Here is a 15,751-nt window from a genome sequence, read left to right as displayed (position 1 = left end):
GCCGCAGTGATTGTCCCTGAACGGCGCCGGCGCTAGTGTAGAGGCCTCTGTCTTGCCTGCTCGATGCTGTGAACCGCGCTTCCGTCCCCGGCCTGGATGCCTTGTTGAACCGTCCCTCGGCAGCGGTGCTGCCCGCTCCGCTGCGCCAGGCCCTGCGCGAGCATTGGGAAGCGCCCGAGTGCGACCACCAGATGCGCGCCAGCTGGTCGGTGCTGGGTGACACCCTCGACGCACTGGCGATGCTCTCTGCCGACGAAGGCGCGGTGGCCGCAGCCCTGCTGTTCGACCTGCCGGGTCTGCGCGCCAGCCTGGAGCAGCTGCCGCTGGGCAACCACAGGGCGGCCGTGATCGGCCTGCTGGATGGCCAGGATGCCGCCGATCCGGTGTGGGCGCTGCATGCCGGCCGTGAAGCAGGGCGCAACAGTGAAGGCCTGCGTCGGCTGCTGCTGGCGATCATCCGCGACCTGCGGGTTGTACCGATCCTGCTGGCCCGGCAGCTGGCGCGGATGCGTGCCGCCGACAAGCTGGACGACGAACAGCGCCGCGCGCTGGCGCAGCTGACCCGCGACATCCATGCGCCATTGGCCAACCGCCTGGGCATCTGGCAGCTGAAATGGGAGTTGGAAGATCTGGCGTTCCGCCACCTGGAGCCGGAGACCTACCGGCGCATCGCCCGTGAGGTGGACGAAACCCGCATCGCGCGCGAGCGTTACGTCGAGAACGTCAAGAAGGTGCTGTCGCGCGAGCTGGTCGCGCAGGGCATCAGGGCTGAGGTCAGTGGCCGCCCGAAGCACATCTACAGCATCTGGCGGAAGATGCAGAAGAAGCGGCTGGCGTTCGACCAGCTGTACGACATCCGTGCGGTGCGCGTCATGGTCGACGATGTCGCCGCCTGCTACGCCGCGCTGGGCGTGGTGCATGCACTGTGGGCGCCGGTGCCCAGCGAATTCGATGACTACATCGCCCGGCCCAAGGCCAACGACTACCGTTCGCTGCATACCGCCGTGGTCGGGCCGGAAGGCCGCACCATCGAAGTGCAGATCCGTACCCACGAGATGCACTCGCAGGCCGAATTGGGCGTAGCCGCGCACTGGAAGTACAAGGAAGGCGGCAAGGGCGCGGAAAAGTCCTTCGACCGCAAGATCACCTGGATGCGCCAGCTGCTGGAGCAGGCGCAGGAGGGGCAGGGCAACGAGCTGGCCGGCGCGCTTGATGCCGAGCTGACCGAAGACCGTGTCTATGCACTGAGCCCGAAGGACGAGGTGCTGGACCTGCCGCAGGGCGCCACGCCGCTCGATTTCGCCTATCAGGTGCACACGATGGTGGGGCACCGTTGCCGTGGCGCCAAGGTCAACGGCCGCATCGTGCCGCTGACCTACCGCCTGCGCAGCGGCGACCGCGTCGAAATCCTGACCGGCAAGGAGGCTGATCCGCGCCGCGACTGGCTGATGCCGGCCCTGGGTTTCCTGGCCAGCAACCGTTCGCGCGAGAAGGTGCGCAGCTGGTTCCACAAGCTGGACCGTGCGCGCAACGTGCAGGCCGGCCGCGAGCTGCTGGAGCGCGAATTGAAGCGGCTGGGCCTGCAGCATTCGGACCTGGCGGTGGCGGCGAAGAAATTCCATGCCGACAGCGTCGATGACCTGTACATCCAGGTGGCGCTGGGCGACACCGGCCCGAACCAGGTCAGCCGTGCGCTGCTGGAAGCGGAGCGTGCGGCCAACCAGCCGGCACCCGCGCCGACGCTGCCGCGGCCGACCGCGCGCCGCGAGAACCTGGGTAAATCCAAGTTCACCGTGCAGGGCGTGGGCAACCTGCTGGTGCAGCTGGCACGTTGCTGCCAGCCGGTGGCCGGCGAACCGATTGTCGGCTACCTGACCCGTAGCCGCGGTGTCACCGTGCATCGTGCAGACTGTGTCGCGCTGGCCCGGCTGGCCGCCACCAGCCCGCAGCGCATCCTGCCGGTGGAATGGGGGCAGGCCGGCGGCGGCTACGAAGTGGACGTGGTGGTCGATGCGGTCGATCGCCGCTGGTTGCTGAAGGACATCACCAATCTGATCGCCCAGGAAGACGCCTACGTGCTCGACATTCACAGCGACAACGTGCGCAACAGTGGCCGTGCGCATCTGCGGCTGCGGCTGAAGGTCAGCGATTACGGCCAGCTGTCCAACCTGCTGGGCAAGCTGGACGCGCTGCCGGGCGTGAGCGAGGCGCGTCGCCTCGGCTAGGCTTCACGCTGCCCCGGCTACCCTGCACGCATGGAACGCGAGCCCCCGCATCGCCCGCATGGCGCTGATCATCCTGCGCTGGACCGCGTCCGCCGCGAAGGCCGTTGGTGGTGGCTGCAGGCGCGCCATGCACGCCGGGTCTGGCGCTGGGCGCTGGTCGCCGCGCTTGCGGTGTTCGTGCTGCTGGTGTTGCTGCGCAAGCCGCTGGCAGACTGGTTCTGGGACGAGCCGCAGATCGAGCAGCTGCTGGCTGAAGGTGATCGCGCATTGGCGGCGGGTCGATTGAGTGCGGACGATGGCAGTGGTGCGCGCGAACGCTACCAGGCCGTGCTGGCACTGGATGGCGACCGCCCGCAGGCGCGCCAGGGCTTGGCCCGTACAGGCGCCGCAGCGCTGCAGCAGGCCCGGGACAAGCTGCAGGTCAATGACCTGAACGGAAGCGCGCAGGCGCTGGCGTTGGCCCGTGAGCTGCAGGTGCCACAGGCTGAAGGCGATGCCGTGGCGCGCCAGTTGCAGGCACGTCGCAGCGCCGGAGCCGGTATCGGCGCGCTGCTGGCACAGGCCCGCAATGCCTTTGCCGCCGGCCGCCTGGATGATGGCGACAGCAGTGCGCTGCCACTGTTCCAACGCATCCTGTCATTGCAGCCGGACAATCTGCCGGCGCTGGAAGGGCGCGAGGATGCACTGAGCGATCTGTTGCAGCATGCGCGCACACTGGCCGGGCGCGGTGAGCTGGCCGCGGCCGCTGGCATCGTGCAGCGCGCACGCCAGTTCGATGCAGGCCATGCCGATCTGCCGGCGAGCCAGGAAGCGTTGGCACAGGCGGTGGACCAGCGCTTGCGGCAGGCACAGCGCGCTTTGCAGCGGCAGCAGTTGGACGTTGCAGGAAACGGGTTCCTGGCCGTGCTGGCCGTAGCCCCCGACGATCCCAACGCCCAGCGCGGCCGCGAGCAGTCGTTGCAGGCGGTGCTGGCACGCAGCCAGAAACAGGCCGACGACTTCCAGTTCGAGGCCGCACAGCGTGACGCGGCGTTGGCGCAGGAACTGGGGGCGTCGCCCGCTGCGCAGCAGCAACTGGCGCAGCGCCTGCAGCGTGCGCAACAGGCACAGCAGGCATTGCAGCTGCCAAGCGTCAGCAATGCGCAGCGTGAACGGCAACTGCGCGATCATCTGCGCAGGATCGAACGCGCCGAGCGCGCCGGTCAGTGGATCAGTCCGCCGGGCCACAGTGCGTTTGATGCGTTGCGTGAGGCGCAATCACTGGCACCGCGCGATGCCCGGGTGAAAGCGGCTGCCGCGCGCCTGCTGCCGGCCAGCCGTCGTTGCTTCGACGACAATCTGCGACAGAACCGGGTACAGGCTGCAGGGGCTTGCCTGCAGGCCTGGCAGACGCTGTCGCCGACTGCAGCGGGGCTGCCTGCTGCGCGTCAGCGTCTGGCGCAACGTTGGTTGGCGATTGGCAGCGAACGCTTGGGCAATGGTGATATCGCATTTGCCGAACGCGCATTGCAGCACGCGGCAGAACTCGGTGTCGGTGCTTCCAGCACAGAGTATCTTCAACTGCAGCAACGCCTGCGCGACATCGCAACGTCTTCACCCTGAGCCCGGTGTTTGCTGCCGTGGCCGTTATAGTAGCGGCCCTGCCAACCACGCCTCACGGATGTCCGATGACCGTCCTTGTTTCCGGAGCGACCAGCCAGATCGGCCGGTTCCTGTTGCCGCGCCTGCTGCAGGCGCATGGCCAGGTCCAGGCGGTGAGCCGGCAGCCACAACCTGCGCAGGACGGCGTGCAGTGGCTGTGCGGTGATCTGGCTGCCGCGCTGGACAGCGTGCCATCTCCGTCCTGGCAGGCCATCGCAAGCTTCGGTCCGTTGGAAGGATTGGCGCACTGGCTGTCGCGGCAGGCCTCGGCACCGGCTCGACGGGTCATCGCGACCAGTTCGATGAGCGTGCTGAGCAAGCAGGGCTCGGCCCAGGCCGACGAACAGGGTGTGGTGGCGATGCTGCAGCGGGGCGAGCGTGGCCTGATCGAGCAGGCTGAACGGCTGGGCATGGAGTGGACGATCCTGCGACCGACGCTGATCTATGGCGCGGGCATCGATCGCAGCATCACCCCGATCGTGCAGCGTGCCCTGCGCCTGCGCGTGTTCCCGATTCCGCTGGCGGATGGCCTGCGCCAGCCGGTACACGCCGACGATATTGCGCGTGCCGTACTGGCCGCCATCACCACCGGCGCGGCGTCGGCGCGGGTGCTGGAGATCGGGGGCGGTGAGCGCCTGCCATACCATGCGATGTTCCGCCGCGTACATGCCAGTCTGGTGCAGCCGACGTTGGCGCTGCCGTTGCCGGCGGGTGCACTGCGCGGGCTGGCGGCGGTGCTGCCGCGCGCGCGCGGTCCGGTGTCGCGTCTGCAGCAGGACCTGATTGCGGACAACGGACCACTGCAGGCGCTGCTGGGCGTACATCCGCGGCCGTTCCAGCCCGATGCAGGCACGTGGCAACCGATGAGTGCCACCCAGGCCCTGCAGCGGATCGCGGCGCATCCCGGCAACAGTTAGCCGGGGCCTGAATCCATCTGCTGGAGGGCTCTGCTACCATCCCCCGGCCTTGGTTTTCCGCGAGTACGTTCGATGCCTGACGCGCCATCCCGATCGGCCCCTGCCGAGCGCATTGGTGTCGCGCTGTGCACCTACAACGGGGCTCGCTACCTGCAGGCGCAGCTGGACAGCATCCTCAGCCAGGACCCGCGGGTGCACGAAGTCGTGATTGGTGATGACGGCTCCAGCGACCAGACACTGGAGCTGCTTCAGGCTTTCGTGCCGCGTGCGCAGGCTCTGGGGGTCCGGGTCGAGATTGTCCAGCACACGCGAAATCTTGGCTATGTACGCAATTTCTCCGATGCGCTGCAACGCTGCCAGGCCGACATCCTGTTCCTGTGCGACCAGGATGATGTCTGGCATGCGGGGCGGGTCCGCACCTATGCCCAGCGCTTCAGCGCCGATCCGGGCTTGTTGCTGCTGCACAGCGATGCGCGGCTGGTGGACGCAGAGGGAGCGCCGCTGGGCCAGCAACTGCTGGAGGTGTTGGTGGTACATCCAGCCGAAGTGGAACTGGAGCGCTCGGGCCAGGCCATCGACGCGATCCTGTTGCGCAATTTCATCACCGGGGCCACCTGTGCAGTGCGTCGCACCCTGCTGACCAGCGCGTTGCCGGTGCCGCCCGGTTGGAGCCATGACGAGTGGCTGGCAGTCAATGCGTCGTTGCGTGGAGGGCTGGACATGCTGGCCGAGCCAACCATCGATTACCGGCAACACGGCAACAACCAGATCGGCGCAAGCCGGCGCGGTTTCCTGCAGCGCCTGCGTCATCTTGACCTGTTCGACGCGCAGGCCCGCCAGCGTACGGCCGGGCGCCTGCTCGCCCTGGCGGACCTGCTGCGGCAGCGCGGTGTGGTGGTAGCACCCGAACACTACCAGGGCCTTCACGCGCTGGCCTGGCGCATGGCCTGGTCACGGCTGCAGTTGTATCGGCGGGCAGATGTCAGCCTGCGCTGGATCGGCCATGACGCGCCGCGCTTGATCGCAAGGCTGGCCAACGTCTGCCTGGCCGGAGCCGGCTGGAAGGGTGTATGGGCGGCGTTGGCGGGGGCCGGAACCGGTTGGCGGAAGCCTCGTGCTGCTTGAACTGCAGTGAAACCGCGGGCCACCGCCTGCCAGCCACCGCAGTGCCTGCGTTAGACTCGCCAGACCCTACCTTCCAGCATTCCCGTGCCCCGACGCTACGATTCCGACGACATCGACGATTTCGACGACGACGACCAGCAGGACAACAGCCCCCTGTGGCGGCGCCGCCTGATCACCTGGAGCATGGCAGCGGTCGCGTTGGGATTGGGTTTCCTGATTCCCTATACGCTGTACCTGAACCAGCAGGTGACCCAGCGCTTCGGCGAACTGCGCTGGCAGATCCCGACGCGGGTCTATGCACGCCCGCTGGTGCTCACGCCCGGCAAGGCGATGGACGCGTCCACCCTGAAGACCGAGCTGGCCGCCTCCGCCTACCGCGATGACGGGCAGGGCAAGGAGCCGGCGACCTACGCCGTGAACGGCGGCCGTTTCGTCATCTCCAGCCGTGGCTACAACGACGTGGATGGCGTGGTCGCCGCGCGTCGTGTCGAGCTGTCGCTGGCCGATGGAGGCATCGCCTCGCTGCGTGACGCTGGCAGTCGCAAGGCACTGAAGGCCGCGCGGCTGGATCCGGCGCGTATCGCCACCCTGTACGGGCAGAAGCAGGAAGAGCGCCGCCTGATCCGCATGGATGAGGCACCTGACCTGCTGGTGACCGGCCTGCAGGCGGTGGAGGACAAGGACTTCAACCGCCATCACGGCATCGATCTGTCCGGCATCGCGCGTGCGGTGTGGGTGACGATTCGTTCCGGCGGCCAGAGCCGCCAGGGTGCTTCCACCCTGACCCAGCAGCTGGCCCGCAGCGGCCTGCTCGGTATTGGCAAGGAACAGACGGTCACCCGCAAGTTCAATGAAGTGCTCTACGCGCTGATCATGGAAGCGCGCTACGACAAGCGCACCATCTTCGAGGCCTACCTCAACCAGGTGTACCTGGGCCAGCGCGGCAGCCAGGCCATCCACGGCATGTCCTCCGGTGCCGAATTCTGGTTCGGCCGCGACCTGTCGTCGCTGGAAACCGAGCAGATCGCGTTGCTGATCGGCCTGGTCAAGGGCCCCTCCTTCTACGATCCGCGTCGCAACCCGGAACGCGCGCTGGATCGCCGCAACTTCGTGCTGGGCAAGCTGCACGAGGCAACCCTGATCGACGATGCCGAGTACCAGCGCGCCCTCAAGGCGCCGCTCGGCGTGCCCAAGACCCCGGGCCTGGTCGCTGCCAACCGCTTCCCGGCCTACGTCGATCTGGTCCGTCGCCAGCTTGGCCATGACTATCCGGAATCGGCACTGCAGGGCGCGGGCCTGAGCGTGATGAGCGGCATGTCGCCGTCCGCCCAGGCCTATGCCGAAGGCGCGGTCACCCGCACCATCAAGTCGCTGGAGAGCAAGCGCCGGCCGGAGCTGCAGGCCGGCATGGTGCTGACCGATGTGCACAACGGCGACGTGCTGGCGGTGATCGGCAGCCGCGAGGTCTCCGAAGTCGGCTTCAACCGCGCCATCGAGGCACAGCGCCCGGTCGGCTCGCTGCTCAAGCCGTTCGTGTACCTGCTGGCGCTGGCACAGCCGGACCGCTACTCGCTGGCCAGCTGGGTCGACGATTCACCGGTGACCGTGCAGCTCGGCCGCGGCCGCAACTGGAATCCCGGCAATGCCGACAACCGCAGCCACGGCACGGTGCGCCTGATCGACGCGCTGGCGCATTCCTACAATCAGGCCACGGTGCGCGTGGGCATGCAGGTCGGCCCCGAGCGCGTGACCCAGCTGATCCACGTGCTGGCCGGGATCAAGGCCGAGGCGAATCCGGCGGTGATCCTCGGTTCGACCGACCAGAGCCCCTACGCGATGGCGCAGCTGTACCAGTTCCTGGCTTCGGGTGGCGAGATCCAACCGTTGCACGCGGTGCGTGGCGTGCTCGATCCGCAGGGCAAGCTGCTCAAGCGCTACGACAAGACCCCGGCGCCGGCGCAGGAAGGTGACTCGATCGCCGCCAATCTGATCAGCGTCGGCCTGCAGCAGGTGGTCGCCAGCGGCACCGCGCAGCGCCTGAACGCCGATGGCCTCGGCCGCCTGCAGCCGGCGGGCAAGACCGGTACCACCAACGATGGTCGCGACAGTTGGTACGCCGGGTACACCGGTGACCACCTGGCGGTGATCTGGATGGGCAACGACCAGAACGAGCAGGCCGGCCTGTACGGTGCCACCGGTGCGATGCGGGTGTGGTCGGGCATCTTCCAGCGCCTGCCGAGTGCCCCGCTGCGGGTCAGCAACAAGGGCCTGGACTGGCAGTCGGTGGCCGCCACCGGCATGAACACTACCGACGATGGTTGCCCGGGCGCGCGTCGCTTCCCGTTCGTAGTGGGTTATGCACCGGCCTATGCGCCGTGTGCGCCGGCGGTGTCGCCGGATGGGCAGGGTGGGGCCGAAGGTGAGGGCGGCGGCTGGCGCAGCTGGTTCGGCCTGGACCGAAAGCCCGAGCCGCCTGCTGAACCTGCCGCGGCACCCGCCGCGGCCACACCTCCTCCGAGCCGATGATGCCGATGAACATCCGATCCCTGCTGCAGCCCCTGGCCCTGACCGGCCTCAGCCTGGCCTTGGCCGCCTGCGTGAGCAGCCCGCCGCCGGTGGTCAAGCCGGTGGATACCACGACGCCGGCGCAGCGCTTGGCCGCAGTCGACGCCGCAGCAGGCCCGGACGACAAGGAACTGTCGGTGCAGCCGCTGCGTGATTCGCAGGTGGAAGACCTGCGCCTGGCCGCGCAGGCCCAGCGCCAGGCCAACGACCTGGCTGGCGCATCCAGCAGCCTGGACCATGCGCTGGAGATCGTGGCCGGTGACCCGGCGGTGTTGCAGGAGCGTGCCGAGCTGGCGCTGTTGCAGGGCCAATGGGCACAGGCGGAGACGTTCGCGCGCAAGGCCGTTGATCTGGGCTCGAAGACCGGGCCGCTGTGCCGCCGGCACTGGGCGACGATCGAGCAGTCGCGTCTGGCGCGCGGCGAGAAGGAGAACGCAGTGTCCGCGCATGCGCAGATTGAAGGCTGCACTGTGCCGGGGATCAAGCGGTACTGAGTTTCCGGCCAACGGCGCAGCCCCTCGTGGTTGTGGGTTGATCGCTGAAGCCAGAAGCAAAAGCCGCGCTGGGCCGGGCGGGGTGGGTTTACGGCGTCCCCGCAAACCCACAGTCCCCTGCCAGTCCCCAGTACAACCCAGAGCCATGAACACCGCTGTTGCTGTTGCTGGTGCTCTGGCTTGAAACGGGTGCCGGGCAGCGCCCGGCCGGGTATCCTTTCCCTCTGATGTCCGACCTTGTCCATGCCAGCCGCGAAGCCCTCAGCGACGGCGGCGCGCTCGCCTCGCACCTGGATGCCTTCGTCCCGCGTCCCGCACAGCTGCGCCTGACCGAAGCGATCGCCGACGCGTTGCAGCAGCGTGATCTGTTGCTGGCCGAAGCCGGTACCGGCACCGGCAAGACCTTCGCCTATCTGGTGCCGGTGCTGCTGTCCGGGCTGCGTACCATCATCTCCACCGGCACCCGTGCGCTGCAGGACCAGCTCTACCACCGCGATCTGCCGCGCGTGCGCCAGGCGCTCGGGGTCGGCCTGCGCAGTGCGCTGCTGAAGGGGCGTGCGAATTACCTGTGCCGCTACCGCCTGCAGCAGGCGCGTGGAGAGCCGCGTTTTTCCAGCCCCGAACAGGCAGCGCAGTTCCAGCGGATCCTGGCCTGGTCCGGTCGCTCGGAGTTCGGTGACATCGCCGAGCTCGACGGGTTGGCCGACGACTCCCCATTGCTGCCGATGGTCACTTCCACTGTCGACAACTGCCTGGGCACCGATTGCCCGTTCTGGGATGACTGCTTCGTGGTGCGCGCGCGGCAACGCGCGCAGGCCGCCGATGTGGTGGTGGTCAACCATCACCTGCTGCTGGCCGATCTGGCGCTGAAGCAGGACGGCTTCGGTGAGCTGTTGCCCGGTGCACAGGCCTTCGTCATCGACGAGGCGCATCAGCTGCCCGAATTGGCCGCGCAGTTTTTTGGCGAAGGCTTCGGCATGCGCCCGTGGCAGGAGCTGGGACGCGACTGCCTGGCCGAAGCACGTGGCGTGGGTGGCGCACAGTCGGCCCTGCAGGAGCCGGTCGATCAGCTGCAGCAGGCGCTGCTGGCGTTGCGATCGGCGATGGAAGGGCTGCCGTCGCGTGGCACGCAGTGGCGTGCGTTGGCGATGCCGCAGGTACGTGACGGCTTCGATACGGTGATGGCGGGCCTGGTGATGCTGGAGCAGGCACTGCAGCCGCTGCGCGAAGCGGCGGCCGGCCTGGATGCCTGCCATGCGCGGGCGCGCGAGGCGGTCTCGCGGCTCAGCCGCTGGCTGGGCGATGACGAACCCACTCTCGATTTCGACACCGATCCGTCGGAAGCGAACAGTGCGGCCGATGTGCTCTGGTACGAGCTTACGCCGCGTGGTTTCCGTTGCCAGCGCACGCCGATGGATGTGTCCGGTCCGTTGCGTGAGCATCGCGAGCGCAGCCGTGCCGCGTGGATCTTCACTTCGGCAACGCTGACCGTGGGCGGTGGTTTCGATCACATCGCCACCCGCCTGGGCCTGGACGATCCGCACACGCTGGTGCAGCCGAGTCCGTTCAACTGGCCTGAGCAGGCGCTGTGCTACATGCCCGAGGGCCTGCCCGATCCCGCCGCGCGCGGTTTCGGTACCGCACTGATCCAGAGCCTGCGGCCAGTGTTGCAGGCGTCGCAGGGCAGGGCATTCCTGCTGTTTGCTTCGCATCGCGCCCTGCGTGAGGCGGCCGAGGCATTGCGCGACGGGCCATGGCCGTTGTTCGTGCAGGGCGAGGCGCCACGCGCGACGCTGCTGCAGCGCTTCCGCGAATCCGGCAACGGCGTGCTGCTCGGCTCGGCCAGCTTCCGCGAGGGTGTGGACGTGGTCGGCGAAGCGCTGAGCGTGGTGATGATCGACAAGCTGCCGTTCGCGGCGCCGGATGACCCGGTGTACGAGGCGCGGTTGGAGGCGATCCGCAGCCAGGGGGGCAACCCGTTCCGCGACGAGCAGTTGCCTCAGGCCGTGATCGCGCTGAAGCAGGGCGTCGGCCGCCTGATCCGCAGTGAGAGCGATCGTGGCGTACTGGTGCTGTGCGACCCGCGCCTGCTCAACCGGGGCTATGGCCGGGTCTTCCTCGATTCGCTGCCGCCGTTCCGGCGTACCCGCAGCCTGGCCGATGTGCAGGCCTTCTTTACGCCACAATGGGCACCCGTGGCCGATGCTGCTGCTCCGTCCGCTGTTGCGGCGGGCCCGCAACCGGCACCCGGCGCCACGTTCCCCCTGTTCTGACCTGATCCGATGAAACTGCTCGCTTTTGAAACCGCCACCGAAGCCTGTTCCGTTGCCCTGCATGTGGATGGGCAGGTGCTGGAACGTTTCGAGATCGCCCCGCGCCGGCATGCCGAACTGAGCCTGCCATGGGCCGAGGCGCTGCTGGCCGAAGCCGGCATCAGCCGCCGCCAACTGGACGGCATCGCGCTCAGCCGTGGCCCCGGTGCGTTCACCGGCGTGCGTCTGGCGATCGCCATTGCGCAGGGTATCGCGCTGGCGCTGGACCGCCCGCTGCTGCCGGTCTCGACGCTGCAGGTACTGGCGCTGCGCGCGCCGGTCGAAGAAAACCAGATAGTTTCGGCAATCGACGCGCGCATGGGTGAGTTGTACGTCGCGCGCTTTGAGCGCGTGGACGGCCTGCCGGTGGCACGCGATGCCGAACGCGTGTGCGCACCTGCTGTGGTGGCGTTGCCGGAAGGGCTGGCTGCCTACGGCGTCGGCACCGGTTTCGGTGCGGCCGAGGGCGCACTGGTGGCGCAGCTCGGTGCTGGCCTGCGCGGATTCGATGCCACTGCACTGCCGCGCGCGTCGGATCTGCTGACGCTGGCGGTGCCAGCCTTCGCACGTGGCGAAGCCATTGCGCCGGAGAAGGTGGAGCCGGCGTACCTGCGCGACAACGTGGCATTGACCCTGGTCGAGCAGCAGGCCGCGCGCGAGGCGAAGGCGAAGGCCAACGGCTGAGCCCCTCGTGGCGGGGGTGGTTGCTGAAGGCAAGAGCAGAAGCCGCGCTGGGCCGGGCGGGGTGGGCTCGCGGGGGACGCCGTGAACCCGTCCCAGGGGCTTGGCCGCGGCATCCATGCCGCGGACACCCCCGCGACCCCACCCCGCCCCGCCTCTGACAGTTTCCGTGTGCGTCCGCCGCGGAAAATCAAAAAAGAAAATCAAAGTCAAAAGCGGGTCGCTTCGCTCGCATCCACGCGTGGCGTGGATGTGTGTCGACCAAGGTCGACACCTACCAATAGCAAAAATGCGCCGCGATCTGTCAGAGGTGGGGCGGCATCTCTGCCGCCGCTTCTGCTGTTGCTTCGGCTGTGGCCGTTGCCTCTGCGGGTCCCGGGCCGCAGGCCCGGGCAACAAACCCCTACCGATCGTCGCGCAGGGCGCCGCCCGGCAGGAACACCCACGTACGCGTGACCTGCAGGATATCGATCTCGTCTTCGGTCTTCGGCAGCGGCGGGAACGGCTGTGCCAGCTGCACCACCCGCAGCGCAGCTTCGTCCAGCAACGGCGTCCCGCTCGAACGCAGGATGCGGCTGCTTTCCACGCTGCCATCGCGGCGCACGCCCACGCTGATCACCACCTGGCCGCCGAGACGGCGCTGCCGCGCCTCGTCCGGATAGTTCAGGTTGCCCACCTGCTCGGCGCGGTCGACCCACGCGCGAAGGTAATTGGCATAGGCATATTCGTGCGTACTGGCGGAGACGAATTTTCGGTTCGGGCGCTTGGCGTACTGCGCAGAACGCAGGTGCACTTCCGCTGCCAGGCGCGCCATTTCCGCATCACGCTGTTCGCGCGCGGTCATCGGCGCATCCGGCGTCGGCTCCAGCGGGGTGGGGCGCGATTGCGCCTGCACCACTGTGTCCTCGCCATTGCGGCTGCTGACCACCCGCGCCTGCGGCGGTGGCACGGGCGCGGCCGATTGCTGCTGTTGCGGCACCGGGCTCAGCCCGGACTGGGCCTGCGGCACGATGCCGGCCTGGTTGTCGCGCGGGCGCTGTGCGCGGTCGTGCTCGCCGCCGCCCTCCTGGCTGGCCGCGGCCAGGAAATCGGCCTGCTTGGGCGTCAGTGCGGTGCGGGTCTGGCTGAAGATCACTTCCAGCGTCGGCACCAGCGGCGCATCGCCCTTCACGGCAAAGCCCACGCCCAGGATCAGCAGGGCGTGGACCAGGACCGACAGCGCGATGGTCGCCCCCAGCCGTTGCGCTTCGCGCGGCGGCGGGGGCAGGACGGCAGGTGCGGGGGGCATCAGCGCAGGCCGGCCTCGAGCGCGTCGAACAGGGTGCCAGCGATGTTCAGGCCGTACTGTGCGTCGAGTTCGCGCACGCAGGTTGGGCTGGTCACGTTGACCTCGGTCAGGTAATCACCGATCACGTCCAGGCCGACGAAACGCATGCCACGACGCTTCATCTCCGGCCCGACCTGGGCGGCGATCCAGCGGTCGCGCTCGCTCAGCGGGCGGCCTTCGCCGCGACCGCCGGCGGCGAGGTTGCCGCGGAATTCATCGCCCTGCGGGATGCGCGCCAGGCAGTAATCGACCGGCTCACCATCGACCAGCAGGATGCGCTTGTCGCCGGCGGTGATGTCCGGGATGAATTTCTGTGCCAGCGCCATCCTGTGGCCGCCGTCGGTCAGCGTTTCCAGGATCACATTCAGGTTCGGATCGCCCTGGCCGCTGCGGAAGATCGAGCGGCCGCCCATGCCATCCAGCGGCTTCAGCACGGCCTGGCCGTGTTCCAGCGCGAAGGCCTTCAGCGCCTTGGCGTCGCGGCTGACCAGGGTCGGCGGGCAGCACTGCGGGAACAGCAGGGCGGCCAGCTTCTCGTTGTAGTCGCGCAGCCCCTGCGGGTTGTTGACCACGCAGGCACCGGCCGCCGCAGCCACGTCCAGCACCTGGGTGTCGTAGATGTACTCGGCGTCGACCGGCGGGTCCTTGCGCATCAGTACGATCTGGCCGGGACCGAATTCGGTGCGGCTGAACGCGCCCAGCTCATACCAGCCAGCCGGGTCGTCGCGCACCTGCAGCGGCGCGGTCTGGGCCACCGCCACGCCGCCTTCCAGGGCCAGCCCGCCCGGTCGCACGTAGTGCAGGGCATGGCCGCGGCGCTGGGCTTCCAGCAGCATGGCGAAGGTGGTGTCCTTGGCGATCTTGATGTGGGCGATGGGATCCATCACCACGATGACGTTCAACGGCATGGGCGCACCTGTCTGGCAAGGCGTTGATGGTAGCGGCAACGCCGGTCGCGCGCCTCCCCGCCGTACTGCAACGCTGCGTCCGCCCGGCGCCCGCGCAGTCATTGCGAAACCCGTCACGTTCAGGAGGGCGCCATGCCCCGCGCCATGGGGCGGCCTTGAAGCGGGCGCGGAAAGTGCGATATAGATACGCTTTCGTAGCGGCCCCCGCCAGAGATCGGGCCGTGCGCTTGGGGATAGGCAATGACTGAAAACACGACTGCGGGCGGGGAACTCGCAGGACTCCGGGTGATGGTCATCGATGATTCGAAGACCATCCGCAGGACTGCGGAAACGCTGCTCAAGCGCGAAGGCTGCGAGGTGGTCACCGCCACCGACGGCTTCGAAGCGCTTGCGAAGATCGCAGACCAGCAACCGCAGATCATCTTCGTCGACATCATGATGCCGCGCCTGGACGGGTACCAGACCTGTGCGCTGATCAAGGGCAACCAGCTGTTCAAGGCGACCCCGGTCATCATGCTCTCGTCCAAGGATGGCCTGTTCGACAAGGCGCGGGGACGCATCGTCGGCTCGGAGCAGTACCTGACGAAGCCTTTCACGCGTGAAGAACTGCTGGGTGCCATCCGCACATACGTCAACGCCTGACCAGGGGGGAAAGGCACAATGGCTCGTATCGTTCTGATCGAGGATTCACCGACCGACCGCGCGGTGTTCACCCAGTGGCTGCGCCGTGCCGGCCACGAGGTGCTGGAAGCGGACAACGCCGAGGATGGCCTGCAGCTGGTCCGCGACCAATCGCCGCAGCTGGTGCTGATGGACGTGGTGCTGCCCGGCATGAGCGGTTTCCAGGCGACCCGGGCGATGGCCCGCGACGCCGCGATCAAGCACATCCCGGTGATCATCGTCAGCACCAAGGCGATGGAAACCGACAAGGCCTGGGGCCTGCGCCAGGGCGCGGCCGATTACATCGTCAAGCCGCCGCGCGAGGATGAACTGATCGCGCGGATCAACGAACTGGTGGCCTGATGCGCTCGCCCTTCGACATTCTTGAAGCCTACGAACGGCGCAGCCTGGCCCATGCGGTGCAGCTGCCCGAACGGCAGTTCGCCCAGGACCTGTGGCGTGGCGTCGGCTATCGCGTCGGCCAGCGTCGGCTGGTGTCCGATTTCCGCGAAGTGGTGGAAATCGTACCGATGCCGCCGGTAACCCCGGTGCCGTGCGCGCAACCGTGGCTGCTGGGCGTGGGCAACCTGCGCGGCAACCTGTTCCCGGTGGTCGACCTGAAGTACTTCCTGGAAGGCACGCGCACTGTGCAGCAGGAAGGCCAGCGTGTGCTGATCATGCGCCAGGCCGGCGGCGACGTCGCGCTGACCATCGATGAACTGTTCGGCCAGCGCAGCTTCGAACTGGCCCAGCAGATCGAGGCCGGTGCACTGGCCGATGGGCGTTATGGCCATTTTGTCGACCGCGCCTTTCATGCCGACGGCCAGGACTGGGGCGTGTTCTCGCTCTCGCTGCTGTCGCGCACCCCTGAATTCCGGCAAGCCGCGGCCTGAGGC

At 68.1% G+C, this 15,751-nt stretch carries 13 protein-coding genes; 11 read left to right on the top strand and 2 right to left on the bottom strand.

The window, feature by feature from the left end; genetic code table 11:
- Positions 1-68: 68 nt before the first annotated feature.
- The 8 genes from SMAL_RS15755 to tsaB all read left to right on the top strand — a co-directional run bounded on the left by SMAL_RS15755 (position 69) and on the right by tsaB (position 11,963).
- Positions 69-2,225, top strand: a complete 2,157-nt coding sequence (locus tag SMAL_RS15755) for a RelA/SpoT family protein (protein WP_012511884.1) — start codon at positions 69-71, stop codon at positions 2,223-2,225.
- A 30-nt stretch (positions 2,226-2,255) separates the two neighbouring features.
- A complete protein-coding gene (locus SMAL_RS15750; RefSeq protein ID WP_012511883.1) occupies positions 2,256-3,827 on the top strand; it encodes a hypothetical protein in 1,572 nt (523 codons plus the stop codon).
- A gap of 65 nt (positions 3,828-3,892) precedes the next feature.
- On the top strand, positions 3,893-4,783 hold the full coding sequence (locus SMAL_RS15745) for an SDR family oxidoreductase (RefSeq protein WP_032972301.1): 891 nt from the start codon (positions 3,893-3,895) through the stop codon (positions 4,781-4,783).
- A 72-nt stretch (positions 4,784-4,855) separates the two neighbouring features.
- Positions 4,856-5,908, top strand: a complete 1,053-nt coding sequence (locus tag SMAL_RS15740; RefSeq protein ID WP_006385413.1) for a glycosyltransferase family 2 protein — start codon at positions 4,856-4,858, stop codon at positions 5,906-5,908.
- 84 nt (positions 5,909-5,992) lie between these two features.
- Positions 5,993-8,434 carry a penicillin-binding protein 1B gene (gene mrcB, locus SMAL_RS15735; RefSeq protein ID WP_012511881.1) on the top strand — a complete coding sequence of 814 codons (2,442 nt, stop codon included), beginning with the start codon at positions 5,993-5,995 and terminating at the stop codon, positions 8,432-8,434.
- Positions 8,431-8,967, top strand: a complete 537-nt coding sequence (locus SMAL_RS15730; protein ID WP_050767040.1) for a hypothetical protein — start codon at positions 8,431-8,433, stop codon at positions 8,965-8,967. Before mrcB ends, SMAL_RS15730 begins: the two co-directional genes overlap by 4 nt.
- Positions 8,968-9,194: 227 nt before the next feature.
- Positions 9,195-11,240, top strand: a complete 2,046-nt coding sequence (yoaA, locus tag SMAL_RS15725; RefSeq protein ID WP_012511879.1) for a DNA repair helicase YoaA — start codon at positions 9,195-9,197, stop codon at positions 11,238-11,240.
- 9 nt (positions 11,241-11,249) lie between these two features.
- Positions 11,250-11,963: a tRNA (adenosine(37)-N6)-threonylcarbamoyltransferase complex dimerization subunit type 1 TsaB gene (gene tsaB / locus SMAL_RS15720; protein ID WP_012511878.1), complete on the top strand. Its 714-nt coding sequence runs from the start codon at positions 11,250-11,252 to the stop codon at positions 11,961-11,963.
- Positions 11,964-12,363: 400 nt separating this feature from the next.
- On the opposite strand, the gene SMAL_RS15715 is transcribed toward tsaB, so the two are convergent.
- Both SMAL_RS15715 and gshB read right to left on the bottom strand, forming a co-directional pair.
- Complete coding sequence (locus tag SMAL_RS15715; protein WP_012511877.1) at positions 12,364-13,248, bottom strand: energy transducer TonB family protein; 885 nt, start codon at positions 13,246-13,248, stop codon at positions 12,364-12,366.
- Complete coding sequence (gshB, locus tag SMAL_RS15710; RefSeq protein WP_012511876.1) at positions 13,248-14,195, bottom strand: glutathione synthase; 948 nt, start codon at positions 14,193-14,195, stop codon at positions 13,248-13,250. Before gshB ends, SMAL_RS15715 begins: the two co-directional genes overlap by 1 nt.
- Positions 14,196-14,435: 240 nt before the next feature.
- On the opposite strand from gshB, the gene pilG reads away from it, so the two are divergent.
- From pilG to SMAL_RS15695, 3 genes are read left to right on the top strand one after another with little or no spacing between them, the layout of a single operon-like run.
- Positions 14,436-14,837, top strand: coding sequence for a twitching motility response regulator PilG (pilG, locus tag SMAL_RS15705; protein ID WP_005418455.1), 402 nt, complete (start codon positions 14,436-14,438; stop codon positions 14,835-14,837).
- Between the two features lie 18 nt (positions 14,838-14,855).
- Positions 14,856-15,218 carry a response regulator transcription factor gene (locus SMAL_RS15700; protein ID WP_006385332.1) on the top strand — a complete coding sequence of 121 codons (363 nt, stop codon included), beginning with the start codon at positions 14,856-14,858 and terminating at the stop codon, positions 15,216-15,218.
- Entirely contained in the window at positions 15,218-15,748 is a 531-nt protein-coding gene (locus SMAL_RS15695) for a chemotaxis protein CheW (protein ID WP_006385330.1), read from the top strand. The genes SMAL_RS15700 and SMAL_RS15695 overlap by 1 nt, the downstream gene beginning before the upstream one ends.
- The last annotated feature ends 3 nt before the right edge of the window (positions 15,749-15,751 follow it).

This window comes from Stenotrophomonas maltophilia R551-3 (genome assembly GCF_000020665.1).
Classification (GTDB): domain Bacteria; phylum Pseudomonadota; class Gammaproteobacteria; order Xanthomonadales; family Xanthomonadaceae; genus Stenotrophomonas; species Stenotrophomonas maltophilia_L.
This window is presented reverse-complemented; position numbering and strand designations above follow the sequence as displayed.

Bases quoted from the DNA above. Each gene is read 5' to 3' on its own strand.
- SMAL_RS15750 (WP_012511883.1), top strand. From the start codon at position 2,256: ATGGAACGCGAGCCCCCGCATCGCCCGCATGGCGCTGATCATCCTGCG.
- SMAL_RS15745 (WP_032972301.1), top strand. From the start codon at position 3,893: ATGACCGTCCTTGTTTCCGGAGCGACCAGCCAGATCGGCCGGTTCCTG.
- SMAL_RS15740 (WP_006385413.1), top strand. From the start codon at position 4,856: ATGCCTGACGCGCCATCCCGATCGGCCCCTGCCGAGCGCATTGGTGTC.
- SMAL_RS15730 (WP_050767040.1), top strand. From the start codon at position 8,431: ATGATGCCGATGAACATCCGATCCCTGCTGCAGCCCCTGGCCCTGACC.
- yoaA (WP_012511879.1), top strand. From the start codon at position 9,195: ATGTCCGACCTTGTCCATGCCAGCCGCGAAGCCCTCAGCGACGGCGGC.
- tsaB (WP_012511878.1), top strand. From the start codon at position 11,250: ATGAAACTGCTCGCTTTTGAAACCGCCACCGAAGCCTGTTCCGTTGCC.
- SMAL_RS15715 (WP_012511877.1), bottom strand. From the start codon at position 13,248: ATGCCCCCCGCACCTGCCGTCCTGCCCCCGCCGCCGCGCGAAGCGCAA.
- gshB (WP_012511876.1), bottom strand. From the start codon at position 14,195: ATGCCGTTGAACGTCATCGTGGTGATGGATCCCATCGCCCACATCAAG.
- pilG (WP_005418455.1), top strand. From the start codon at position 14,436: ATGACTGAAAACACGACTGCGGGCGGGGAACTCGCAGGACTCCGGGTG.
- SMAL_RS15700 (WP_006385332.1), top strand. From the start codon at position 14,856: ATGGCTCGTATCGTTCTGATCGAGGATTCACCGACCGACCGCGCGGTG.
- SMAL_RS15695 (WP_006385330.1), top strand. From the start codon at position 15,218: ATGCGCTCGCCCTTCGACATTCTTGAAGCCTACGAACGGCGCAGCCTG.